Origin of the sequence: Funiculus sociatus GB2-C1, assembly GCF_039962115.1 — a bacterium.
GTDB lineage: Bacteria > Cyanobacteriota > Cyanobacteriia > Cyanobacteriales > FACHB-T130 > Funiculus > Funiculus sociatus.
On the sequence record NZ_JAMPKJ010000019.1, the window covers coordinates 1 to 24,878 of the forward strand.

17 protein-coding genes are annotated in these 24,878 nt (G+C 46.9%); 6 read left to right on the plus strand and 11 right to left on the minus strand.

The genetic code is table 11. From position 1 onward, the window contains the following. Nucleotides 1–477: 477 nt before the first annotated feature. On the minus strand, nt 478–2,691 hold the full coding sequence (gene psaB, locus NDI42_RS11255) for a photosystem I core protein PsaB (protein WP_190451614.1): 2,214 nt from the start codon (nt 2,689–2,691) through the stop codon (nt 478–480). A gap of 81 nt (nt 2,692–2,772) precedes the next feature. Further along, nucleotides 2,773–5,028, minus strand: a complete 2,256-nt coding sequence (gene psaA / locus NDI42_RS11260; RefSeq protein WP_190428174.1) for a photosystem I core protein PsaA — start codon at nt 5,026–5,028, stop codon at nt 2,773–2,775. Nucleotides 5,029–5,483: 455 nt separating this feature from the next. Here psaA and NDI42_RS11265 point away from each other — a divergent pair, with 455 nt between their 5' ends. Beyond that, the gene (locus tag NDI42_RS11265) at nt 5,484–7,289 is read left to right on the plus strand and encodes a hypothetical protein (protein WP_190451617.1); all 1,806 of its coding nucleotides are present in this window, start codon (nt 5,484–5,486) and stop codon (nt 7,287–7,289) included. A 70-nt stretch (nt 7,290–7,359) separates the two neighbouring features. Here the strand turns inward: NDI42_RS11265 and NDI42_RS11270 are convergent, their stop codons facing one another. Continuing rightward, nucleotides 7,360–8,499: an EcsC family protein gene (locus tag NDI42_RS11270; RefSeq protein WP_199310981.1), complete on the minus strand. Its 1,140-nt coding sequence runs from the start codon at nt 8,497–8,499 to the stop codon at nt 7,360–7,362. Then, on the minus strand, nt 8,480–8,953 hold the full coding sequence (locus NDI42_RS11275; protein WP_199310982.1) for a hypothetical protein: 474 nt from the start codon (nt 8,951–8,953) through the stop codon (nt 8,480–8,482). Before NDI42_RS11275 ends, NDI42_RS11270 begins: the two co-directional genes overlap by 20 nt. A 171-nt stretch (nt 8,954–9,124) precedes the next feature. Here NDI42_RS11275 and NDI42_RS11280 point away from each other — a divergent pair, with 171 nt between their 5' ends. Further along, on the plus strand, nt 9,125–10,645 hold the full coding sequence (locus NDI42_RS11280) for a thioredoxin-like domain-containing protein (RefSeq protein ID WP_190451618.1): 1,521 nt from the start codon (nt 9,125–9,127) through the stop codon (nt 10,643–10,645). 135 nt (nt 10,646–10,780) lie between these two features. Here the strand turns inward: NDI42_RS11280 and NDI42_RS11285 are convergent, their stop codons facing one another. From NDI42_RS11285 to NDI42_RS11295, 3 genes are all read right to left on the minus strand, one after another. Continuing rightward, the gene (locus tag NDI42_RS11285; RefSeq protein ID WP_190428181.1) at nt 10,781–11,515 is read right to left on the minus strand and encodes a circadian clock KaiB family protein; all 735 of its coding nucleotides are present in this window, start codon (nt 11,513–11,515) and stop codon (nt 10,781–10,783) included. Between the two features lie 85 nt (nt 11,516–11,600). Then, complete coding sequence (locus NDI42_RS11290; RefSeq protein WP_190451620.1) at nt 11,601–12,983, minus strand: type IV pilus twitching motility protein PilT; 1,383 nt, start codon at nt 12,981–12,983, stop codon at nt 11,601–11,603. A 25-nt stretch (nt 12,984–13,008) separates the two neighbouring features. Continuing rightward, nucleotides 13,009–13,158, minus strand: a complete 150-nt coding sequence (locus NDI42_RS11295) for a hypothetical protein (protein ID WP_190451622.1) — start codon at nt 13,156–13,158, stop codon at nt 13,009–13,011. Nucleotides 13,159–13,625: 467 nt separating this feature from the next. Between NDI42_RS11295 and NDI42_RS11300 the strand changes: the two genes are divergently transcribed. Continuing rightward, entirely contained in the window at nt 13,626–14,000 is a 375-nt protein-coding gene (locus NDI42_RS11300) for a hypothetical protein (protein ID WP_190451624.1), read from the plus strand. Nucleotides 14,001–14,216: 216 nt separating this feature from the next. Then, nucleotides 14,217–15,335, plus strand: coding sequence for a non-hydrolyzing UDP-N-acetylglucosamine 2-epimerase (gene wecB / locus NDI42_RS11305; protein ID WP_190447608.1), 1,119 nt, complete (start codon nt 14,217–14,219; stop codon nt 15,333–15,335). Between the two features lie 14 nt (nt 15,336–15,349). On the opposite strand, the gene NDI42_RS11310 is transcribed toward wecB, so the two are convergent. The 3 genes from NDI42_RS11310 to ilvN all read right to left on the minus strand — a co-directional run bounded on the left by NDI42_RS11310 (nt 15,350) and on the right by ilvN (nt 22,680). Beyond that, a complete protein-coding gene (locus tag NDI42_RS11310; RefSeq protein WP_190451626.1) occupies nt 15,350–16,453 on the minus strand; it encodes an ABC transporter ATP-binding protein in 1,104 nt (367 codons plus the stop codon). Nucleotides 16,454–16,597: 144 nt separating this feature from the next. Beyond that, a complete protein-coding gene (locus NDI42_RS11315) occupies nt 16,598–21,595 on the minus strand; it encodes a WD40 domain-containing protein (RefSeq protein WP_199310983.1) in 4,998 nt (1,665 codons plus the stop codon). 566 nt (nt 21,596–22,161) lie between these two features. Then, nucleotides 22,162–22,680, minus strand: a complete 519-nt coding sequence (ilvN, locus tag NDI42_RS11320) for an acetolactate synthase small subunit (RefSeq protein ID WP_190428195.1) — start codon at nt 22,678–22,680, stop codon at nt 22,162–22,164. 264 nt (nt 22,681–22,944) lie between these two features. On the opposite strand from ilvN, the gene NDI42_RS11325 reads away from it, so the two are divergent. Further along, on the plus strand, nt 22,945–23,313 hold the full coding sequence (locus NDI42_RS11325) for a BON domain-containing protein (protein WP_190451628.1): 369 nt from the start codon (nt 22,945–22,947) through the stop codon (nt 23,311–23,313). 185 nt (nt 23,314–23,498) lie between these two features. Here NDI42_RS11325 and NDI42_RS11330 read toward each other — a convergent pair whose 3' ends face one another. Then, on the minus strand, nt 23,499–24,446 hold the full coding sequence (locus NDI42_RS11330) for an alpha/beta fold hydrolase (protein ID WP_190451630.1): 948 nt from the start codon (nt 24,444–24,446) through the stop codon (nt 23,499–23,501). Here NDI42_RS11330 and NDI42_RS11335 point away from each other — a divergent pair. Then, nucleotides 24,426–24,617: a hypothetical protein gene (locus NDI42_RS11335; protein WP_348231402.1), complete on the plus strand. Its 192-nt coding sequence runs from the start codon at nt 24,426–24,428 to the stop codon at nt 24,615–24,617. The two genes, NDI42_RS11330 and NDI42_RS11335, sit on opposite strands and share 21 nt — an antisense overlap. The last annotated feature ends 261 nt before the right edge of the window (nt 24,618–24,878 follow it).

Genomic DNA, 24,878 nt, shown 5'->3' on the forward strand with positions numbered 1-24,878 from the left:
TAGGTGTCAACAATTTTTTGCCGCAGGTCAAGGGAGTAGGGTTTCATCTCTAATCAAGAAAATACTCATGCTCTATGCTTTGAGCGTACCTCACTAGACAGGAAAAGGCTATAAAGGCATTTTAGAATGCTAGCCTAATTTATAAAATAAATTTCCATAATAAACTATGGAAACGTTTACCGGATGTGGTGCAGAGCTTGCAAGAGAAAGAAGATACCTGAGATAACGTCGTAGGCTGTTTTCACAAACGGAACAATTGAAGGCATAGTCAGTGGTGCCCAACTAATCTAAAAAACTAAATACATAAGGAATATTAGTAAATTCCTACCATAAATGGTAAATCGCTTTTTAAAAGAAAAATTTTGACCAATAGCGAGGAAACTTGCCCAACGGCAATGTGAGCCAATTAAGTAAAAATCCTCTACCCGAAGGCAGAGGATTTTATTTATTTACCTACAAATGCTAGTTTCAGCCAGATTAACCGAACTTACCAGCAGTTGAGGCAATGAGGAAGGCAGCGTAGGTGAGGACGTAGCCCACAGCGAAGTGAACTAGACCAACCAAACGACCTTGGACGATGGACATAGCAACGGGCTTGTCCTTCCAGCGAACCAGGTTCGCAAGAGGAGTGCGCTCGTGTGCCCAGACAAGGGTTTCGATCAACTCTTGCCAGTAACCACGCCAAGCGATCAGGAACATGAAGCCAGTAGCCCAAACCAGGTGTCCAAAGAGGAACATCCAGTCCCAAACCGCCAGGTTATTCATGCCGTAGGGGTTGTACCCGTTGATCAGCTGAGCGGAATATAGCCAGAGGTAGTCGCGCAGCCAGCCCATGAGGTAAGTAGAAGACTCATTAAACTGAGCTACATTGCCTTGCCAAATACCCAAATGCTTCCAGTGCCAGTAGAAAGTTACCCAACCAAGGGTGTTCAGCATCCAGAACGCGGCGAGGTAGAAGGCATCCCATGCAGAAATGTCGCAGGTACCGCCACGACCAGGGCCGTCACAAGGGAAGGCAAAGCCGAAGTCCTTTTTATCGGGCATCAGCTTGGAGCCCCGAGCATCCAACGCACCCTTGACCAAAATCAGGGTGGTGGTGTGCAGACCAAGAGCGAAAGCGTGGTGAACCAAGAAATCGCCAGGGCCAATTGTCAAGAACAGGGAGTTAGTGCCGCTGTTGATGGCATCCAACCAGCCTGGTAAGTAAGTAGCACCCGCAGTGGAGGCAACACTATCGGCGTTAGACAGCAAAGTGTCAAAGCCGTAAAGCACCTTACCGTGAGAAGCCTGGATGAACTGAGCAAATACTGGCTCAATCAAGATTTGCTTTTCGGGAGTACCGAAGGCAACCACAACATCGTTGTGGACGTATAAGCCCAGGGTGTGGAAGCCCAAGAACAGGGATACCCAGCTTAAGTGCGAGATGATCGCTTCTTTGTGCTGTAGTACCCGGTCAAGAACGTTACCCCGGTTTTGCTCAGGGTCGTAGTCCCGCACCCAGAAGATAGCTCCGTGAGCGAACGCACCGAGCATGAAGAAACCAGCGATGTACTGGTGGTGGGTGTAGAGCGCTGCCTGAGTTGTGAAGTCCTTAGCCATGAAGGCGTAAGGAGGCATCGCATACATATGCTGCGCCACCAGGGAAAGAGCCGTCCCTAGCGCTGCCAGGTGGATTCCCAACTGGAAGTGTAGAGAGTTGTTATAGGTGTCGTACAGACCTTGGTGAGGCAGGTTGAACTGCCCTTCAGTTTTGGTGCCAAAGAAGTTTTTGGCGTTCAGCATATCTTTGATGCTGTGACCAATTCCGAAGTTTGTCCGGTACTGGTGACCGGCGATGATGAAGATAACAGCGATCGCTAAGTGGTGATGAGCCATATCCGTCAGCCACAGCGATTCTGTCTGAGGATGGAAGCCACCCAAGAATGTCAGAATAGCTGTTCCAGCACCTTGTGCAGTTCCGAAAATCTGCCCTGGGGTATCTGGGTTCTCAGCGTACACACCCCAATTTCCAGTAAAGAAGGGGCCTAAGCCTGCTGGGTGAGGTAGCGTGGTCAGGAAGTTATCCCAACCTACGTGCTGTCCACGAGATTCGGGGATAGCAACGTGAATCAAGTGACCTGCCCAAGCCAAAGAGCTAACTCCAAACAAACCTGCCAGGTGGTGGTTCAGCCGAGGCTCAGCACTCTTAAACCAGGACAGGCTGGGACGGAACTTAGGCTGTAGGTGCAGCCAGCCTGCGAACAGGAAGACCGCAGACAGCAAAATCAGGAATACTGCACCTTGGAATAGGTCATTATTCGTCCGCATCCCGATGGTGTACCACCAGTGGTAGACACCAGAGTAGGCAATGTTTACAGGAAAGTTCGCACCACCTTGGGTGAAAGCTTCTACTGCCGGTTGACCAAAGTGGGGGTCCCAAATCGCGTGAGCGATGGGACGGACATTTAGCGGATCTTTGATCCACTGCTCAAAGTTACCTTGCCAGGCGACGTGGAACAGGAGACTGGAAGCCCACAGGAAAATAATTGCCAGTTGACCGAAGTGGGTAGCAAAAATCTTTTGATAAAGATTTTCCTCCGTCATTCCATCATGGCTTTCAAAGTCGTGAGCCATTGCAATCCCGTACCAGATCCGACGTGTCGTCGGGTCCTGAGCGAGGTCTTGGCTAAATTTGGGAAATTTTGTCGCCATAGTATCCTCAATTATCGGTACAGAGTGCTGAGAACTAAGCAAGTCCTACTCATTACTCAGCACTCATTACTCAGTCCTGACTTATCCTATTGATAGGATTCGCGCCTCGAAGAACGCCCAAATCGTGACGATTGCCCCCAGGAGGAAGTGAGCAACCCCCACAGCCCGACCCTGAATGATGCTCAGAGCGCGAGGCTGGATCGATGGGGCAACTTTTAGTTTATTGTGTGCCCAAACGATGGATTCAATCAACTCCTGCCAGTAGCCGCGACCACTGAACAAGAACATTAAGCTGAATGCCCAGACAAAGTGAGCGCCCAGGAACAGCAGACCATAAGCGGAGAGAGCTGATCCGTAGGATTGAATCACTTGAGCGGCTTGCGCCCACTGGAAGTCACGCAACCAGCCGTTAATCGTGATGGCACTCATCGCAAAGTTGCCACCAGTTATGTGATCCACCGTACCATCGGCATTGACTGTTCCCCACACATCCGACTGCATTTTCCAGCTGAAGTGGTAAACCGCGATCGCAATCGTGTTGAACATCCAGAACAGACCCAGGTAAACGTGGTCCCAACCAGAAACCTGGCAGGTACCGCCACGACCAGGACCGTCGCACGGGAACCGGAAGCCCAGATTAGCCTTGTCTGGAATCAGACGAGAGCTACGAGCAAACAGGAAGCCCTTCAGCAAAATCAGCACTGTAACGTGAATTTGAAAGGCGTGAATATGGTGGATCATGAAATCCGCCGTACCCAGAGCAAGTGGCATCATCGCTACCTTGCCACCTACAGCCATAATCCCGCCACCGAAGGCATAGCTAACTGGCTCAAGCTGGTTGGGAGCGGTAGCTCCGGGAGCCAGAGTGTGCAGATTTTGCACCCACTGAGCAAATACCGGTTGCAGCTGAATTGCTGTATCCGAGAACATATCTTGGGGACGACCCAAGGCACTCATCGTGTCGTTGTGGATGTACAAACCGAAGCTGTGTAAGCCCAGGAAAATACATACCCAGTTGAGGTGAGAGATGATTGCATCCCGGTGACGAATCACCCGATCCAGCAAGTTGTTTTGGTTCACAACCGGATCGTAATCCCGCACCATGAAAATGGTAGCGTGAGCTGCTCCACCAACGATACAGAATGCCCCAATCCACATATGGTGGGTGAATATGGACAACTGAGTCGCGTAGTCAGTGGCGAGGTACGGATACGGAGGCATCGCGTACATATGGTGCGCCACAATAATGGTCACAGAACCTAGCATAGCTAGGTTGATACCCAACTGAGCGTGCCAGGAAGTTGTGAGGTTTTCATAGAGACCTTTATGACCATCACCTGTGAAGGGGCCTTTGTGGTTCTCTAGGATTTCCTTAATGCTGTGACCAATTCCCCAGTTGGTGCGGTACATATGACCGGCGATGATGAACAGCACCGCCAAAGCCAAGTGATGGTGGGCTGTATCTGTCAGCCATAAGCCGCCAGTGACTGGGTTTAAGCCACCTTTGAAGGTGAGGAAGTCAGCATACTGACCCCAATTCAAAGTCCAGAACGGCGTTAACCCTTGGTTAAAGCTGGGATACAGCTGCGCCATCAAGTCACGGTTCAAAATGAACTCTTGGGGTAGGGGGATATCTTTGATAGCCACTCCCGCATCCAGCAGCTTGTTGGTGGGTAGGGCCACGTGAATTTGGTGACCTGCCCAAGACAAGCATCCCAGTCCCAGCAATCCTGCTAGGTGGTGGTTCAGCATCGACTCCACATTCTGGAACCATTCCAGTTTAGGAGCACGCTTGTGATAGTGGAACCAGCCAGCAAACAGCATCAGAGCTGCTGCTACCAAGCCACCAATGGCAGTGCAGTAAAGCTGGAATGTGTTTGTGAAGCCAGCCGCCCGCCAAACCTGGAACAAGCCGGATGTAATTTGAATTCCGTGGAAGCCACCGCCCACATCGGCATTCAAAATATCTTGACCTACGATTGGCCAGACAACTTGAGCGCTAGGCCTGATTCCAAGGGGATTGGCTAGCCAAGCTTCGTAGTTAGAAAAGCGAGCGCCATGAAATTCCATACCGCTTAGCCAGATGAAGACAATGGCTAAGTGACCAAAGTGCGCCGCAAAGATTTTCCGAGATACGTCTTCTAAGTCACTTGTATGACTATCGAAATCGTGGGCGAGAGCGTGAAGGTTCCAAATCCAGGTGGTGGTTTTTGGCCCTCTAGCAAGGGTGCGGTCAAAATGACCGGGCTGCGACCACTTCTCAAAAGAAGTTGGTACCGGGTCTTTATCAACTACTACCCTTACCTTTTGCTCCCGCTCCGGAGGACTGATTGTCATGAGGACTCTCCTCTCTTTAGACAAGGAACGAGAACTGTCCCATTCAACAAAGTTGATTTTAATGGGGGCAGGAAAGCTGGCTGGGAAGAACCACTTTCCCCGAATTATGTAATGCCCGTTTTAAAGGGTTCACTACAGAGGGAAGGATTCAAAACCACACCCTCTATCTTGTAGATGATAGGTCTTGAATTACAGCCTATTCCGATGGACTTAACAATAATTCAAATTTGGTCAATCGTTTATGTAACTTAGCTTGCACCTCCATAATCAGGGGTACAAAGTCAAGAGGCGTTAAATTTAGTTTACAAAACTAAATTATCAGCTCATTTAAAGCTGGTATTTTTTTTCCTTACTATCTGCGGAAATTCCCTAGATTTCGGCGGTCAGATTCATGCTTTTGGGCTATATTTCCCTATGGGCAGCTGTCGCGCAAAGAGTAGGAGTGAGTGTTGGGCATGAATCGCCAGTGGAAACCTGTAAGAGTGCTAGTTTCATTTTTGATGGCAGCAGTATTGGTGGGGAGTTTAGCCGGGTGCGGCAAAGCCTCCCCGAAACCGCCAGATGCTGCCTCCAAAGGCATATCTTCCCTAGCCTCTGGGGCAGTCTCAGAAGTGTCGCCGCCAGAAGTCATTCAACAGTTGCGTCCAGCCTTGGAAGCTTATCAGCCGCAAGTAAGTATTCTCAGTCCCCAGGCAGATGAAATTCTCCAAGACACCAAAGTTGAGGTAAGGCTCCAGGTTCAGGACTTGCCAATCTTCAAAAACCCTGACTTTGGTCTAGGCCCGCATCTGCACGTAATCCTTGACAACCAACCTTATGAGGCGGTTTACGACTTAAACAAACCCTTAGTTTTTGAAGATTTAGCTCCCGGAACTCATACCCTGCGAGTCTTTGCCTCCCGTCCTTGGCATGAGAGCTTCAAAAACGAAGGCGCTTACGCCCAAACTACCTTTCACCTGTTCACCAAGACAGCAGGCAACAACCCCGATCCTCAACAGCCACTGTTAACCTATAGCCGTCCTAAAGGCAGCTATGGGGCCGAGCCAATAATGCTCGATTTCTATCTGACCAACGCCCCCCTGCACCTAGTCGCGAAGGAAAATCCTGAAGACGACATTGCTGACTGGCGAGTACGTGTCACAGTGAATGGTCAAAGCTTTGTTCTAGACAGATGGCAACCGCTTTATCTCAACGGCTTTAACCAAGGGAAAAACTGGGTACAACTAGAGTTTTTGGATGAGAAGGGAAACCCAGTTAACAATGTGTTTAACAACACAGTCCGGCTGATAACCTACGATCCCAAAGGCAAAGATACCCTAGACAAGATTGTGCGGGGTGAACTTTCAGCAGATCAAGTTCGGGGAATTGTAAACCCCAGCTACACCGCTACGACGCCAGTACCAACGCCAACCCCGACACCGGAACCGTTACAAACTCCTAGCGTTGAAGAAACGCCTACGCCTCAGATACAGGAAGAGATACCGACAGAACCGGAAGAATTACAGCCAACAATACCAGCCGAACCCTTACCGGCCCAGACAAAACAGGTAGAAAAACCCAAAGGTGGCTTTTTCAATCGCTTCCGTGGTAAATCTGCTCCTGTCCCATCACCTAAATTGCCAGAGGTGATGGAGTCGCCGACTCCGGAACCAGCAGCACCAGAAACAATTCCGCTACCAGAGTTTTTACCAGAACCGGAAGTATCGCCGATTCCAACTCCAGAAGTAGAACTAATTCCCCCAGTTGAACCAGTACCGACCCAGACAAAACAGGTAGAAAAGCCTAAAGGCGGCTTCTTCAATCGCTTCCGGCGGCAACCTTCCCAGGAGGTGACACCTGCTCCCAGCTTGCCACCGACAGAGCCAGAAGTTATCGAAACACCTTCGCCGGAACCCTTGGCACCAGAAACAGCTCCTGAACCAGAGGCAGGTGTTGTTACTCCTTCCCCCAGCTTGCCGCCAACGCTACCGGAGATAGTGCCATCACCAGCGCCTGAAGCAGTGACTCCTGATTTGGTTGAGCCTCAGCCACAGAGTTCACCAGAAGCAGTACCTTCAACCACATCATTGGAAGGTAAACCCAAAGTGGATTTGAAGGAAGTCTTCCTGCCAAAAACTTCTCCAACCCCAACCCCAAGGATTATCCAAGCCCCAACTGAACCAGATATCCCCAGCAGCTTCTTCAAGAAATCAGCACCACCAGTAACACCAGAACCTGCTCCCGCAGTTGATGAGACGGGGGAGGCTGAGTCAGGAGGTTAATAACCCTAGAAAAACTGGGTCAAAATCAGAGAGTGCGATCGCATTCTCTGATTCTCTAAACCCTCCTGCCCTAAACCAGCGAAACTGTAACAAAATCTAGCTCAATGCCAAATTTATTAGTGATGGTATCTATCACCTTGGCTTCTTCTGGTGTTGTCACGCCGTCTAACTGAGCAATTTTCTGGCATTGAGCCAGAAGCGGTACACCAAAGTCACGGTTGATTTGATTCAGCAAAGTCTCTAATTGTGGCGGTGATTTAATATTGGATGCGATCGCTTCCATTGAAGCTGGACTCAGGTTCAATGTTTGTAGTTCTGGCAAAATCTGTTCCCAAGTTTTCCCCGGATTCCCCGCCAAAACAACGTGAACCAAAATCTGATCCATCACTACTTCTTGAGCGATCGCGCCTTCTAAATACTTCTCGCTTTGAGCCTGAACATCCACTAGCGTCGCTTCCAAAGTTAAAGGGCTGTTTTTACCTTCATAGAAGCGGCAAGCCGCATATCCCAGCGCATAAATCATCCCTGCATTAGTGCTGGCACCAATAACTGCTCCAGCAACAGGAATATTTCTCAGGAAACCTAAAAAACCTGCTTTGACGGCATAGCTGCTGCCAACTTTTAACGCTTGAGTGCCAGCAGCTTTTAAAGCTTGGCTACCTCCGAAAGACAGACCAAAAATTGCTATAACCTCATCCTTCCTGGCTGGATCTTTTAATTCCAATCCATAGGCACAAGCAATCTGGTAAACCATTTCAGCCTGCAATAGCATATTAGCCGCAAAATCCACTACAAACGCAGCAGCAGCAGCTCCCGGCACTAGGCTACTAACTAATCCTGAACTTCCGGCATACAGTGCTTTATTTATCATCAGACGATGAGCAATATCGCTCGGTTTTTCGTGAGGATATTGCTGCTGAAGTTTTTTCACTTCAGCTTCAGCTTTCACAATATCCACTTTGTCTATAAAGTCCAACCAATCCGGCGGCAAAATATTTTTCACCTGTTGTAGCAGGGGGCTATTGACAATCAAATCAATTGCGTACCCTGTTCCTTCCGTTGCTTGTAAAGCGGCGCTACCAATTACACCGCCAACACCTACGGCGGCTCCGGCAACAGTCCCACCAGCTTGTACAGCAGCAGTTCCGACTATTCCTGCGGTTTCTACGGCGGCTCCGGCGACGGCTCCACTAGCTTGAACATACAGCACCCCCAACTACTCCTGCGGCTCCTGCTACTGCGCCAAACATCGATCCAAAAAAAGATGGTTTTTGTACAGTTAACTGAGTATCTGTATCAGCTTTGATAAGAGACGTGGAGGACTGAGCCTCAATATTTGTTTCAGGTATTGACAAAGGTAAATTTACCTGATTGTCTAGCTCAAACTCTTGTTGCCACTCGGGAAAATCTTCCCCTGTCTCCCGCCCGTATATTTTGACTTTCTTGAAAGATTCAATTCCTAAGCCGATTAATCCATCACGAATCAGCGGGACTACTGCCTGTTGATCTGGAACTGGGGCTGATTCCAGCATTACCTGTAAAATATTATCTTTTAAGCTGGCTTTTGCAGTAATACCTTTCGGTTGCACAGAGTGGTTAATTTGAGCTTCAATAGCTTTGGCGTCGCCTGTGCGAGCAAGTTCCAGAAGATTCGGCTGAGTCATAACCAGTAGATTTAACGTAAGGTTCTAAACTCAGGGTTCCCGGATTTTTACGATAGATTGACATTTTTCAGCATTTTTTGCGTGATCGCACTCCCGGTATAAAGTAGTCAACCAGAGTTTCGCTAACGTAAAGGAGTGTAAAGTTATGCGATCGCGCTCACTAATAAATCTATGACTCCCCGCGTTAGAGCGCCAGAGTTTCCCAAAAACAAAACCTGGCTAAACACCGACCGCCCTCTCTCTATCCAAGAGTTAAAAGGGCGAGTCGTAATACTTGACTTTTGGACATATTGCTGCATTAACTGCCTGCACGTCCTGCCAGATTTAAAATACCTCGAACAAAAATACAAAGACAGCCTTACAGTCATTGGGGTTCATTCTCCCAAATTTGAAAACGAGAAAGAAGCTGAAAACATCCGTCAGGCAATCCTGCGTTATGACATTGAGCATCCAGTCGTAGTTGACAGCAATTTTGCGATTTGGCGACACTATGCCGTCCGTGCATGGCCTACCTTGATGGTGATTGACCCGGAAAGCTACGTCATTGGCTATATGTCTGGGGAAGGAAATCGGGATGCTTTAGACCAGTTGATTTCGCAGCTAATTGAGCAACACAAAGAGCAGGGAACGATTAATTTTCATGAACTTAGCTCCATTTTGGAAAAACAGCGGCAACCCTTGGCGGCACCCCTAGCTTTTCCCGGTAAAGTGTTAGCGGATGGCGATCGCTTATTCATCGCCGACTCCGGTCATCACCGCATCGTTGTCAGTACCATCGCAGGTGAAGTGCTACATATAATTGGCACTGGCAAACAAGGGTTAACCGACGGTTCCTTTACTGAAGCTCAGTTTTTCGCTCCTCAAGGCATGGCACTAGATACCGAGAATCAAATTCTCTACGTCGCCGATACCGAAAACCACGCCATACGTAAAGTTGACCTCAAACATCAGCAAGTGCAAACCATTGCTGGTACTGGCGAACAAAGCCACCAAATCCGCCCCCACGGTGGTGCTGGACTAGAAACTAAGTTAAATTCCCCTTGGGATATAGAAAAAGTCGGAAATAGCCTATTTATCGCTATGGCTGGCCCTCACCAAATCTGGGAAATGCAGCTAGAAACTGGCACGGTCAGCACCTATGCAGGCACAGGTGCAGAATCATGCGTCGATGGAAATCTTGACGAATCTGCCTTTTCCCAACCCAGTGGCATCACTACAGATAGCCAAGAATTATATATAGCCGACAGCGAAATTAGTTCAATTCGCGGTGTCGGACTCGGCAAACAAGCTCAAGTGAGAACCGTCTGCGGCAGCGGTGAGCTATTTGGATTTGGAGATGTTGATGGTGAAGGCTACGACGTGCGACTCCAGCATTGTCTAGGTGTTGAATATGCCCAAAATTCCCTTTGGGTAGCTGATACCTACAACCACAAAATTAAGCGAGTTGACCCCAAAAGCGGCATTTGCGAAACTGTTTTGGGAGGCACGGCAGGATTTCAGGATGGTGAAGGCACCAGCGCACGATTTTCTGAGCCATCAGGACTAAGTGCTGTTGGTTCCACTCTATACATTGCGGATACTAATAACCATGCCATCCGTTGTGTCAATCTCACTACGCTGAGTGTCACAACCATGAAGTTTCCAGCATTGTGTGCGCCAGATGTCTGTATTCCCGCCGCTTATGAAAATTAAATTTCTCGTTCCCTGGCTGGCCCAGGGAATGCTATTCTCGGAGGCTCTGCCTCCCGTAATGTTTGGCAGACGAGGCAGAACCTCTAGATTTGCATTGCTAGTCTCTGACTGGCAACAAGATAAACAAGAGAAAATTTATAAATCCACAGCGCCGAGTACCTGTAGCACTCTTTCAATATTATCCAAATCACCAACAATCCTTCGCACAGGCTGAGGCCAGACCCGAACAAGGGTCGGTGTTGCAGAGATATGATTAGACTCCGCCTGCTCTGGGTGTTTGAAGATATCAATAACTTTCAAAGTGTAAGGATGACCAAGAGATTGCTCTAACAGCTGGTGCAAACTTTGGAGAGTCCGTTCAGTGGTTCCATTATGTCCGGAAACAAAGAGGCGCAGGACATAGCCACGAGTTGGAACTGTAGGTAATGAAGGTTGGAAACCAGTTCGCTCCAAGCGCACGATTAAGTCGTGGTTTTCCCAAAGTTGGGGAAATTGGTCGCGATAAGTTTCCAGTACAATCGGGTCGCCTAATTCTGGGGGCCAAGGAGCAATTTGCCAATTTTGCCAATCGCCAGTCTGGAAAACCCCATTCAGTAATGCCTGATGCCGTCGCACTGGCGGATAAACTTCAGCAGCAACCTGCAATTCTTGGGTGTAAGGAGCAAACCAGCGATCGATTGTGGCAGTGTACGCTGGCACTAAAAAATGAGGAGGCTCCTGTAACCCCAGCATTTCTTGAAGTCCAGCACACAGATGCAGGTGCCAGTGGTTCTGCTTAGTGGAGTCAATACAATAAATTAAATCTCCCCCTGGTGTAAACAGGGCAATGCCTTTGAACAACTGGGGGATGTGTAGTTGGTATTGGGTCAAGGAAATGCGCCAAAAGAATAAAAATTAAAAATTAAAAATGGAAGAAGACGGTCTTCTTCCATTTTTAATTTTACATTTTTAATTGTTATACCCGTCCTCGGAGGAATTGAGCCATCTCGTTAGGAGTAGGCGACATTTCCAAGGCAGTTTCTTCAGTAATTCTACCTTCTTGATAGAGGTCGAGGAGTGCTCTATTCATAGTAATCATGCCGTCAAAACTGGAGGCAAGCATGATTCCGGTAATCTCTTCATACTTACCTTCCTTGATGTAATCTTTGATCGCCTCAGTATTGATCAGGATGTCGTGGAAAGCAGCACGTTTCCCATCGGTGGTTTTGCACAAACCTTGGGAAATGATGGATACAAGAGATTCAGCGATCGCTATCTTCATAGAATGCTGCTCCTCAGCTGAGTAAAGATTGAGAATACGCTCAATCGTTTTCACAGCGCTGTTGGTGTGTAGCGTTCCCATTACCAAGTGACCAGTTTGAGCAGCTTTGAGCGCAGTGTTAACCGTTTCTTTATCACGCATTTCCCCCACCAGAATCAAGTCGGGGTCTTCCCGCAACGCTGCTTTCAGTGCGTTGTCAAACTTCAAGGTGTTCAAACCGACTTCCCGGTGTTTAATTAGAGACTTGCGACTGGTATGAACAAATTCAATCGGGTCTTCAATGGTGATGATGTGCTTTGCCATTTCTTTATTGATGTAGTCAATCATGGCAGCCATCGTGGTAGATTTACCAGAACCTGTCGGCCCTGTCACCAAAATCAACCCTTTATGGTAATGACAAATATCTTTAAATACTTCTGGCAACCGTAGCTGCTCCATCGTCAAGATATTGTTCGGGATGAGTCGCATTACCATCGCCGGACCGCGCATAGAACCAAATACGTTGATCCGTGCCCGCGAAAACTCGTACTGCGTTACCCCGTCAAAGTCTAGACGTTCTTCAAATTCCCGAATCTGAGCATCACTCATCACTTCCCGCAACCAGCTCATAAAAGTTGCTTCATCCGTTAACGGATAGTCAGTCGTTTCCATGTCGCCCCGCTTGCGGAAGCGCGGAACTTCAGATACACCTACGTGAATGTCGGAAATTCCATTTTCATGAGCCTTGACGACGATTTCCCGTAATGTTGGTTGTCCCGGACTAGGGCCTACAGGTTTTGCAGGTGTGCGAGATACAACAGTTGGTGCAGCCGAGGAAGGCGGGGGAGCTGGTCGCCCTGAAGGTGGCACCCCAGGCGGCATCCCAGGCGGCATCCCAGGGGGAACTTTGGGGGGAGGCGGAGGAGCTGCGACAGCGGTTCTTTGTGTCGAAGACATATCCACAGTTTGCATTGGCTGCTGCTGAGTAGAACTGGTGGCAGCTGCATCCCTTGCTGGAGGTCGCATTCCCGGCGGTGGTGCAGGGGGTACGCGGGGTGGAGGGGGCGGTGACATCGGTGGACGCTGGGGTTCTGTCATCTTTCAAATACCGCTGTTAGAAAATTTACATCAATTCATAAAGCGCACTTTCATCCCACGAAGACGTTTCCTCAAGGCAGCCCTCAGAGGTGATGCGGGGTTTGGCGGCTGTTGTAGGAGTTTTAAGCCCTCCTATTGGTAGTTTTCCCAAAACTAGGGGGTGAGTAACATTCACCGGAAAAAATTCTTTCTTTCCAGGGGATTGTTTAATTTGGGATTTTGAATAGGAGGTTTTCTCCCAGTTACCTTCTCCCCAGTCCCTTTCATAGATGAGCTTAATTATGAGAATATTTCTTGGAAATCATAAGATATGTTAAGCAGAATGGTGTTGGATTGGTTGTATAGAAGTTATATAGGCGATCGCGTCTTTTCAGCCTGCCTATAAAATAAGCTGAAACCCTAACACTCTTGAAACCTATATCTTTTGGGGGATGGTGGTTATAATTTGCGCTTTACAATAAGCCGACGCTAAAAATTTCGCAGCCATAAATAATCTGAACTGAGTGTAAATTTTAGTGAAGATAAGCTCATCTTAAGAAAAGGATTAACTATACTAATTTTCACGCCAGTCGAGCCGCAAGGATCGATTAAAAGTCATTTTCTACATATAAATTCGTTGTTTGGGTATCAGGAGAAAAAATCATGCAACTGACTCAGAACCAAAGTTTGGGAAAAGGTTATTCATTATCTACGATCAAAAGCTTTTTGATCTGGACTTTTACTTTAACGGTTTGCTTACTGGTTGTAGGCTTCCCGTTGGTTGTCCTCATGGTTACGGTAGGCGCAATGCTTGCGATCGCTTTACAATCTGTACTGCCTGTGAGCGCTGTATTATTGGTGGCAGGAGCCTTGATTGGAGCAAATGTTTTGGCAGTTGTCGCTGGTGCGGCATTGTTAACTCTCAAGGGAGTACATCCTCAAGAAGTCCGTTGGTTGCACTGGCTGCACGGTGAAGCAAATCCTCGCCACACTTCAGTGTATGCAGCTTGTCCACTAACTTGCGATCTAGATTCCTAACAACTGAATAAATTGTGAACGCTCATCTAAAGAAAGTGTGTTGTCTGCAACAGTTCAATGACCCGGCATCTGCCGGGTCTTTTCGTAGGAGAATCTTTATATAGGATTGGGAAAAGCGAACAACTTTGTATGCGTCCGAAGTGTGAAAAACCGCATCAAGTACCATATAAAGGAAGCGATCGCAATTCCTGTTACTCGCAAATGACCTAAATTTCCATGCTCCCATCTCCTTTTTCGATTTGCATCACCCTGGGAACCCGTCCGGAAGCGATTAAACTGGCACCAGTTATCCAGCAGTTCCAGCGATCGCCCAATTTTAAAACTCAGGTAGTTTTGACTGGTCAGCATCGAGAAATGGTTCAACAGGTGATGCAGCTATTTGGACTGAGTGCTGATTGGAATCTAGAAATCATGCAACGTCAGCAAACTCTCACAGATATTACCTTTCGCAGTTTGCGGGGACTAGAAGCCATATTTGGACAGTTGCAGCCACAAATGGTAATAGTTCAAGGCGATACAACCACAGCTTTTGCAGCTACTTTGGCGGCGTTTTACCAAAAAATCCCTGTAGGTCACGTAGAAGCGGGATTACGCACAGACGATCTATTTAATCCTTACCCAGAAGAAGCCAATCGACGGCTGATTTCCCAACTAACCCAGCTACATTTTGCGCCAACATCGCTGGCGGTGGAAAACCTGCAACGTTCTGGAGTGACGGGTGAAATTCACCAAACTGGAAATACAGTAATTGATGCTTTGCTGACGGTGGCGAAAAGTCAGCCAGAGTGCGACATTCCCGGTTTGGACTGGAATCAATACCGCGTACTTCTAGCAACAGTTCACCGCCGGGAGAACTGGGGGGAACCACTCCAAGGAATTGCAGAGGGATTTCTACATATATTAGATAAGTTTCCCGATACAGCTTTATTGTTACCCCTGCATCGAAATCCGACAGTGCGAGAACCTTTACAAGCACTTTTAGGAACTCACGAGAGAGTTTTTTTAACAGAACCCTTAGATTACGCCCAGCTTGTAGGCGCAATTCAACGCAGTTACTTGCTGTTAACAGATTCCGGGGGATTACAAGAGGAAGCACCGAGTTTAGGTAAACCAGTGCTAGTTTTACGGGAAACCACAGAAAGACCAGAAGCTGTAACAGCAGGTACAGCAAAATTGGTGGGTACCGACTCAAATCAAATTCTGGTTGCAGCGACCCAATTGTTAAGTAACCCAGATGCCTATCAAAAGATGGCAACAGCGATTAATCCTTTTGGCGATGGACGTGCATCTGAGAAAATTTTGCAAATTGTAGAGAAATATTTCTCTAGCTGTTAAAAATTAGTAACTTTCTAAGGATAGAGAGTGTCGCCAGTGGTGGAGTCAAAGACAAACAGCTGATTCAGGTCGAGTTGGATGGTCAAGCGATCGCCCGGACGACCCCGCCAATCTGCACCCGCCTGAAAATTCACCACAACAGCAGATTCCGGCAAACGCCCACGAACTAGAATCTCCCTCCCCAAAGGTTCAACAACATGCACCTCAACAACTAACTGTCCATATTCCTTATCTTCTGGGGGCGTTTGCGGTTCGTTAATCCAAATATGCTCTGGACGAATTCCCAAATCAAAAGTTTTCCCTTCAGGGAGTTTTAACTTATTGCGAAGCGCAAACAAACAAGGTAAAGATTCGTTGCCTATCTGAAAAACTTCACCCGTGTAGGTCGCAGATAAAATATTCATCGGCGGACTACCTAAAAACGTCGCCACCATCCGATTAGCAGGTCTGGCATAAATATTTTGAGGGTCGCCAATTTGCTGAATTCGACCTTGATTTAGCACTATAATTTGATCGGCTAAAGTCATCGCTTCTACCTGATCGTGGGTGACATAAATAGTAGTAATTCCCACTTTTTGATGTAGCTGCTTGAGTTCCGCCCGGGTATCATCTCGCAACTGAGCATCTAAATTAGAAAGTGGTTCATCTAAGAGAAATACTTGGGGTTGACGTGCGAGCGCTCTCCCCAACGCTACTCGCTGCTGCTGTCCTCCAGAAAGTTGCTTAGGCTTACGATCCAGAAGATGGGAAATATCGAGCGATCGCGCTACCGTTTCCACCCGTTCTCGAACCATTTTCTTCTCAAAAGAGCGCATCCTCAGACCAAAAGCCAGATTTTCCGCTACCGTCATGTGCGGGTAAAGCGCATAATTTTGGAATACCATCGCCACATCCCTCGCCCTAGCTGGGACGCCATTCATCAAAGTATCCCCGATGTAGAGATTACCGCCAGTGGCAGTTTCCAAACCAGCAATCGTTCGCAAAATCGTCGATTTACCGCAACCAGAAGGCCCCACCATCACCCAGAATTGTCCATCAGGCACCTCAAAGGTAATATTCTCAATGGCAGTGGTATTAGTAAATCTGCGCGTAATGCCTTGTAAGCGAACGTTTGCCATAGTTTTTAGTTATTAGTCATTAGTTATTAGTTTATACATAGTTATTAGTAAAAATGCCTTACTGTAGGCGCTTCGCCTTCTCCAAGGGTAGTCACGGCTTTGTAAGTGGAACATCAAAACTAAAGTGCTGTGGGTATATATTTCCTAATTACTATTGCAAAGGAAGCGATCGCTTGCTCGAACTTTCGGGTTATTAGTCAGATAGTCCTGCACCCAATTACAGCTGTGCAACAGGAGATTATCTAAATCCAGATTCCAGATACTCGCTGTTTGATCCTGACTAGCAGAAGCAAGTGCTTTACCATCAGGACTGAAACTGACGCTTGTAACGCGGCCACTATGACCTTGAAGAGTTTTAATCAAAGTATCATCAAGCCGCCACAATTGTACTGTATTTTCCCAAGTAGTCGTCGCCAAAATCTGACCATCTGGACTAAAACTAAGGTGAGAAACGCTATCAGTATGCCCTTCTAAAGTTCGATACAAAGATCCATCCCGGCGCCAAAGTTTTACAGTATTATCATAACTAGCTGACGCGATTAGCTGGCCATTGGGACTAAACGTTACATCCAAGACCCAGCCATTATGCCCAGCCAGGGTTTGGATGTATTTGCCATCAGATGTCCAGAGTTTGATAGTATTATCATCGCTGGTAGTTGCCAGTGTATTACCATTCGGACTAAAGGCAACTGCATTAACGCGATCGCTATGTCCTTTCAAAGTTTTAATCAGCCTACCAGAAACATCCCAAAGTTTCACTGTCTTATCGCGAGAAGCAGACGCAATGATCTTACCATTAGGACTAAAAGCCACATCCAAAACCCAATCTTTATGTCCATTCTGCCCGTTTAAAGTCAAAAGCAGCTTACCCGATATACTCCAAATTTTCACCGTTTTGTCGCGAGAAGCAGAAGCAATCAACTGACCGTCTGGACTAAAAGTAACACTAAGTACCCGGTCTTTATGCCCCACCAAAGTTCCGAGTAACAATCCACTTTTGTCCCACAATTTTACCGTTTTATCTTGACTAGCAGAAGCTAAAGTCTGACCATCTGGGCTGAAACTAATGTCATGCACATGATCCTTATGTCCTTTTAAAACAATGCGCGACATATCGTTAAGTCGCCAGAATTTAACAGTTTTGTCGTAGCTACCAGAAGCCAAAGTCTGACCATCTGGCGACCAAGATACACTGGTGACAGCATCGCTGTGTCCCTTAAGAATTCTGTAGGAACGGGTTTCAAACTTGGCCTTACTGTCACGCCGCCAAACTCTCACCGTATTATCATTACTGGAAGAAGCTAACTTCTGACTATCGGGACTAAAACTAACTCCAAATACCCAGTCAGTATGTCCTGCCAGCGTCTGAACCAGTTCGCCGCTTTTGTTCCAAAGTTTTATCGTTTTGTCATCGCTTGCCGAAGCCAAAAGCTGCCCATCCAGGCTGAAATTCAGGCAAGTCACTTTACCTTGATGTCCCCGCAAAATTTTTTCAGGCTGCTCTAGCTTTTGCTTGGAAATATCCCAAATGCTAATGATTTTGTCATAACTCGCCGTAGCTAACAACCTCCCATCCGGGCTGAAAACAACGCTAGTAACTTTGCTGTTATGTTTTAAGGTCTTCAGCAACTGGCCAGTGCTGCGGTTCCAAAGCTTTACCGTTTTATCATCACTTGCTGAAGCCAATATTTTACCGTCTGGGCTGAAGCTGACGTTATTAACCGGGCTACTATGTCCTTTAATTGTTCTAATTAAAGTACCGTCTGTTTTCCACAGTTTTATCGTCTTGTCTAAACTGCTAGAAGCCAACGTTTTACCGTCTGGGCTGAAACTTACACTGGTGACACTATCAGTGTGTCCAATAAGGTTTCCCAAAGTTTTCAGTAGTTTGCCATCGCGTCGCCAGAGTTTTACAGTCTTATCTGTACTCGCTGAGGCAATTGTTTGTCCGTCTGGGCTGAAACTCACACCCCAAACTATATCTCGATGCCCCTCCAAACGATTGCGCTCTTGCACGCCATAGACTGCTCGCTGCATTGCTAACAAGACGCGCAGCTGAGTCGCTGGTTCTACACCCGTGGCATTTTTTAGGCGTTTACCTGCCCTCAACGCTTCAATTAAAGCATCAAATTCCTTGTGGGAAACAAAGAGTGTTTCGGAAGAGGCACTCAGGGCGCTAAGCTGAGCATTAGTTTGCGCGATCGCAGCCACTTTTCTTTGAGCTTCCGCTCGCCACGCAAATTGTCCAGCCAAAATTGCCAGAATTGCCATTATGATACCAGCGGCAATCGTCCCCAGCTGTTGTTTCTGAACTCGATTCAGTTTTTCCTCACTTCTGGCTAGCTGTGCTTTCAGGTTCAAATCGGATCTGTGGCGAATCCGCTCGACCAAATAATCATGCACCAACTGATAGCGGGCTTCTGACTCATCCCAGACAACAAATACTAAACCAGAGCCTATAAGAATCTCTAAAATTAAATTTAGTTTCTTTTTCTTGACAGATAAAATAGTTGCGAATTCCTCTTGAGTCTTTAGTGGACGGGTTCCTTTTTTATCTGTTAATAAAAACAAAATATCCCAAGCGGCGGACTCGTTCTCTGGGCCACAATCAGCAATAACTTTTTTTAAAAATCTCTCCACCAGTTCTGCTTTTGGGTTAGCTCCAAGTTGCAGATATTGCTGCAAAGTTGTGATTTTGTCTTCTTCTTCTTGTAGTTGAGCGCCCACTAATTGCAACTCAATAGGTCGAACTTCTCCTAATTCTTCAGCCAAATCTTCTACCAACCGACTAATTAATTGCTGCTCCAAATTAAAAAATGGAGAACGTTCAGTTAATCTTTTAATCACAAGCTTGGCATCTTTCTTAGAAAAGTTGCCCAAGTAATAACGAATTTCTTGATTTAAAATATCATTGTTAATAATATCTAAATAATTAAGTCGTTCGCATTCTAATAAATAATGTAAATAGTCTTCTCGGAGGGATAAAATAACTTTTACGAAAGGAATGTTTAGACAGTCGCGCAAAAATTCATAAAATTGATGTCTAATCGCTGGGTTAGTACAAACAAAAAATAACTCTTCAAATTGGTCAAAAATCAGAACTGTTAACAGATTGCCGTTAGCATTTTGTCGCAACTGTTCTAGAATTTCAGTGGAAATGGGGAACTCTTGACTAGGTAAAGGGAATAATTCTCTCTCTCTACTGCTGTTTGCCTCTTCGCCTTTCTGATTCCTGAGAGCAAGAGAATGGGCTAAATTTCTTCTCAGCGTCCCCAACCAATCGCTGTAAGCCTGCACTACGACGGGCAAGACATCGCGAGCGCCAATACTTTTGAGCTGTAGTGCGGGGATTAAGCCAGCTGTAATAATTGAGCTTTTGCCAACCCCAGAAGGGCCGTGAATTAAAATCAGCTTGCGATCGTTGCGGCTGATGCGCTCGATAAGGCGACTAACATCTTGTTGGCGACCGGAAGCCGCTATCTCCTGGGCAACAGATCCTCTAGCTCGCGTTTCTAGTGCATGTGAGATACTTGGGTTAAGAGCTTGTCGGTGGGGCTGTAAGCGTCCAGCACCAGTGAAGGCGCGGAAACCATACTGCTGTTCAATGGAACGCAGTTGTTGCTTAAGTAGAAAAGCTTGCAGATAATGACCTTCTTCAAAGTAAAGCGATCGCAAAGCTTTGGCAATCCGAATATACAAATGCGGATCGTACTGATGGTTACACTGTTCTAGAGCTTGTTCCAAGTTTTTGACAGCAGTAGCAGTTTGCCACTCACCCAAATGCTGCTGGGACAGAGCCAGAAGAAATAGATATAAACTCTCATACTGGGAGAGTGGCATTGCTAGACAGGTTGTATCTAAATTCGTTAGCGCTAGCGTCGAGAGTGCAAACCTTGCTTGCAAATTTACCTCTTCCCAGTTGCATACAGAAAGAGCAACTTCCGCCAAAAAGCCATAATCTTGAGCTTGCTGGAGGGACAATTTATAAGTTTGATGTAACAACAAAGCTTTTTGAGCCAAAACCTGCAAGTCTGTCCAAGCTTCTAAGCGTTGCAGCACTTCACAAAGAGACGAAATAAACTTAGCAACCAGTTCTGGACGCTCAGCCGCTTCAAAGACCTGAATACACTCGTGTAAATAATCTCTGGATTGGTTCCAGTGTTGGCGGCTTTTTTCTGGTCGCAAGTTAGCCAAACGGCTGTAACATCGCCCCAAGTAAAACAGCAGTAAACCCTCTCGCTCTTTCTGGGGGTTCTGAAGGCCTAGCATGGTAAAGCGTCGCAGACGAGAATGGAAAGAAGTGTTTCTCGCCTTTCGGTTTTTGTCAGTTGCCTTTTTGTGACAACTCACTGCTGAGTCGTCACTTCGGAAATAACCCAGACTTTTTTGATAATGGACTATGCTCGACTCGATCCGATCTCTGTTGTAGTCATCGCATCCCCGGACAAATTCCAGACTTGCTTGTAATTTTGGCTCTAATTGCTGTCCGCGATCGCGCAAATCTTCTAAAGCTGACTCCAGTTCTAGAGGATGGTTGGAAACACAAGGAGCGAGGGCAAAATTTTCTGGCGACTGATCGGTACTGAGGTTTAGCTCTTTGGCAAACCAGGAGTCTGCCTTATTTTGCAGTAATTCCATTAACTCCGATGTGGACAGCACAAAGCGGATTGATGAAGCCGCCCAGCTTTTGAAATCCGGCGCAAACCGGATTAGCTTTTGCAGCACCGCGTCCGTAATCCACAGCACTATCGGAAAGGGAAAATGAGCGCGAAACTCATCTCGCAGTAAGTTGGTAGATATCAGCACCTGGTCAAGCGCGATCGCTGACTCTAACCCCAAAATCATCAAAGCTGGCGGCATTTCCTGTTGTAGCTGCGAGCTGCCTTGCTCCCCCACAGCTTCCAGAATCGGGTTGTAGAGGGTTTTGACTGTATCTGCTAAGATAAGCTCCCGCATCAAACACTGATTTTGTTGGCGTATCTGCTGCACCATCCGATTTTGTAAAGAAGCATAGTTGCAGCGCACCAAGATTAGCGAAAAGTACCCCTGAGAAAGTGCGATCGCTCTTAATAATGTCCTCACTGAGCGATCGTTGTATGCAGATGCCTCTTCTGGTTCCCTCAAATCAGTCATTGCTCTCATTTTCGGCCTGTGCGTTCGATGCAAATAGTCATCAACCAGTGCTGTAGCAGTGGCGGTATCTACAAACCTTACAAGCAATAATACTTAGTCTATTTTCTGATTCCGCAATTGGCTGATTATCAGTATTTGCTAAATAAAGTTTTTTTTACTCCCCTGTTATGTCAGGACATATTTTCAGCACCCAAGTGAACCCTGTTAATTATCAAAAATCGTTTATTAATCTTTCGCCAGCTCACATCTTATATGCCTTTAACAGAGAATAATCAATATTTCTTTAGATAGAATATAGAAACCATTGTCCGCAAAAAGCATACGACAGATTGCCCACTCCATACAGTGCTTTTGATACCGAGTAACTACCAACCCATCCGGATTCTGTAGATATTAAAGTATGTTTCCGTGGCTATAAACTAATTTAGGGAACACTAAATTAAAGTTGCTGACATAAGAAAAACATAGATAGAAACCCGCTTTCTTTAAGAAAACGGGTTTCTCAAACCCTGCATATATTGGCCGCCTTCCTAGCGTCCAACAGCGGCAACGAAACAGGTAAAGTTGCCAGTCCCTTAAAGTTTGGCTTCCAAAGACTTGAGAAACTCTGTATTAACGCCTGACTCGCGAGTCAGGGCAATCTTACCAGTACGAGCAATTTCCCGTAAGCCAAATTTATTCAGCACCTGGACAATTGCTACCAACTTCCCTGGATCTCCTACCACTTCTAAGGTCAGCGAATCCTCAGCGATATCTACTACCCTAGCGCGAAAAATCTGAGCTAACTCGACAACTTCCGAGCGATTCGAGCTGGTAGCATTTACTTTCAGCAGCATCAACTCTCGCTCAACACACGGAGTATCAGTAATATCTTGTACCTTAAGTACATTCACCAACTTGTAGAGCTGCTTAGTAAGCTGCTCAATTATCCGATCATCTCCTGGTACAACCATTGTGATCCGGGAGATTCCCAAATTTTCGGCAGGCCCAACAGCAAGGCTTTCAATATTAAAGCCGCGACGGGCAAATAAACCAGCTATTCGGGTCAGAACTCCCGCCTCATCTTCAACTAAAACAGAAAGGGTGTGTTTCATTGTATACAAAAGAAGCTGAAGCGCAAAATCTTGCTTTGCAATACAGAGTTTTCCTAAAGGTTACGCTAAGCAAAAGCAATGCTGACGCAATATGCGGCAACGGGACACCATTTTATGTTACTTCATAGCGCCCCCTGTCCACAAAAACGCCTATATCTGTAGATTTAGCGACAGTAACAGCTTAAATCTTTCCTTGGGAGATGTTATCAATTCGTCATTTTCATAATAATGGTGTAGTAAACTTCGTTCGGAGTAAGAATACTTATGGGTTGGTTAAAAAGACTTTTTGGGATGGAAAAGCCGCAAAATGCTCAAGTCAATGCGACCCCAGCACCGACAGCACAAGCTCCTGCCGCAGCTGGTGCAGCAAGTGGCAGCCAGACAATTCCCCCAGAGCGAGTAGGATTAAATGGGGAATATGACCAAAGCGGTCTTGCCAAGCGGGTTGCTCTGGCTTTTGACCAAGACCCGTCTTTGGATGATATTGATACGCTCTACGTAGCGCAGACTGGCGGTACAGTGGTTTTAAAAGGAAAAGTTCCCAGTCAGCAAATTCTCTCTCAAATGGTATCGGTCGCCCGCAGTGTGGAAGGTGCCACGGGTGTTGAAAGCAATCAAGTCACCATTGGTTAGATTGTAGCTAGAGTAATCCTCTTCACAAAAGTAGGTGGGATTGAAGGATACAAACCCAATCTAAATATAGGCATTTGTTGGGTTTTGCTTAGTCGTTCAACCCAACCTGCCCTTATCCTGGGCGCATTTATCATGCGTAGCGCAGGCATTATTCCTGCGCTACCTGGCAAAAGTTACAGCCGGTGTTATTCTCTAGCAGTCAACTGCTTTTGCGGTGTAGTAGAGTCAGTTTTAGATGTAGCTAGAGTTTCTAGCCAGTCGAGGATCAGCTGATTAACTTCGTCGGGGCATTCATCGTGGGGGCAGTGACCTGCATCTACCTCAACTAACTGGAGCCTTGCGTTGAGGTTGTTGAAGCGATGTACAAGACTGTAGGGAATCATCTTGTCTTTACGGCCCCAAATCAGCAGCATAGGCACATTTAAGGTTGGCAGCAGCTTGGTGACACTAGGGCCAAACTGTGTCCCAGTCATCGCCTTAAAGATGGCACAGAATGCCGCAGCAGAACCCCGGTCTTGGGCAGGGCCTGCGAGAATATCCACCAGTTCGTCGGTGATAGCTTCCGGGTTAGAATAAGCTAGGCTTGCCCACTTGCGGACGAAAGACGGGCGCTTAACCACAGAAAAAACGTTTTTCAGCACTAGGGGCGATGCCACAACGCCTTTAACACTCGCCACCAAAGGTCGTAAGAACTTGGGAGTCGCCTCCTCCTCCATCGTCGGATCGGGCAAACTCATCATCACAAAGCCCTGCACCATCTCCGGATGCGCCGCCGCCGCCGCTAGAGCAACCAGCGAACCAATCGAGTTTCCCACTAGCACTACTGGCTGCTGAATAAAAGTGCGCCAGAAATCATAAACCTGCTCTACCCAGAGGTCAACTTTATAATTTGCCTGGGCCTTCCGGGAAGCTCCAAATCCCAGCATATCCAGGGCATAAACTGTGTGGGATTGGCTCAAGACCCCTAGATTGTGTCTCCAGTGTCCAATAGAAGCCCCGAATCCATGCAGCAGCAACACCGGGGTTGTTATCTGACTTGGTTGAGATACACGGATGTAGGTATAGCGAGTCTGCCAACCTCGCCAAACCCAGTCTCGCTGACTGCCAATCCGATGCTGCCAATGCTGGGTCACGATCGCATTTGCCTCAAGTTAAGAAATGTTTACTATTTTGGTTTCTTAACTTCTATTTTAGAGGTTTGCAGCGGGTTGCTGTTTAAAATTCAGATCGAGGATAATTTGATTACGGCGGAAAAAAGGCAAGCTAAAAGAGCGATCGCTCTGGCAGTGATACTAGCGGATTAGCTATAAAAGCTATGGAGTGTAAAGCTTTCAGCCTTTGTGCGGGGAGGATTTCTCCCGGTTGCCGTCTCTAGACCTTAGTTCTCAGATTGGCAACAAGTGCCTAGCTCAATTGAAAGTTAAATTACAACCCTGGACAGAAACCATATCAGACTAAGTAGAATGGCTAATACAAGGAGCGCAAAGCTTGGGTTCATTCTCATTGAATTGAAAACAGCTCCTGAGCATTTTGTCAGAGGCGATCGCTCTGGCGGCAAGCTTGCT

Excerpts from the sequence above, each read along its gene's own strand:
- psaA (WP_190428174.1), bottom strand. The coding sequence starts at position 5,028 with ATGACAATCAGTCCTCCGGAGCGGGAGCAAAAGGTAAGGGTAGTAGTT.
- NDI42_RS11265 (WP_190451617.1), top strand. The coding sequence starts at position 5,484 with ATGAATCGCCAGTGGAAACCTGTAAGAGTGCTAGTTTCATTTTTGATG.
- NDI42_RS11310 (WP_190451626.1), bottom strand. The coding sequence starts at position 16,453 with ATGGCAAACGTTCGCTTACAAGGCATTACGCGCAGATTTACTAATACC.
- NDI42_RS11325 (WP_190451628.1), top strand. The coding sequence starts at position 22,945 with ATGGGTTGGTTAAAAAGACTTTTTGGGATGGAAAAGCCGCAAAATGCT.
- NDI42_RS11335 (WP_348231402.1), top strand. The coding sequence starts at position 24,426 with ATGCTGCCAATGCTGGGTCACGATCGCATTTGCCTCAAGTTAAGAAAT.
- NDI42_RS11290 (WP_190451620.1), bottom strand. The coding sequence starts at position 12,983 with ATGACAGAACCCCAGCGTCCACCGATGTCACCGCCCCCTCCACCCCGC.
- NDI42_RS11275 (WP_199310982.1), bottom strand. The coding sequence starts at position 8,953 with ATGACTCAGCCGAATCTTCTGGAACTTGCTCGCACAGGCGACGCCAAA.
- wecB (WP_190447608.1), top strand. The coding sequence starts at position 14,217 with ATGCTCCCATCTCCTTTTTCGATTTGCATCACCCTGGGAACCCGTCCG.
- NDI42_RS11300 (WP_190451624.1), top strand. The coding sequence starts at position 13,626 with ATGCAACTGACTCAGAACCAAAGTTTGGGAAAAGGTTATTCATTATCT.
- psaB (WP_190451614.1), bottom strand. The coding sequence starts at position 2,691 with ATGGCGACAAAATTTCCCAAATTTAGCCAAGACCTCGCTCAGGACCCG.
- ilvN (WP_190428195.1), bottom strand. The coding sequence starts at position 22,680 with ATGAAACACACCCTTTCTGTTTTAGTTGAAGATGAGGCGGGAGTTCTG.
- NDI42_RS11315 (WP_199310983.1), bottom strand. The coding sequence starts at position 21,595 with ATGAGAGCAATGACTGATTTGAGGGAACCAGAAGAGGCATCTGCATAC.
- NDI42_RS11280 (WP_190451618.1), top strand. The coding sequence starts at position 9,125 with ATGACTCCCCGCGTTAGAGCGCCAGAGTTTCCCAAAAACAAAACCTGG.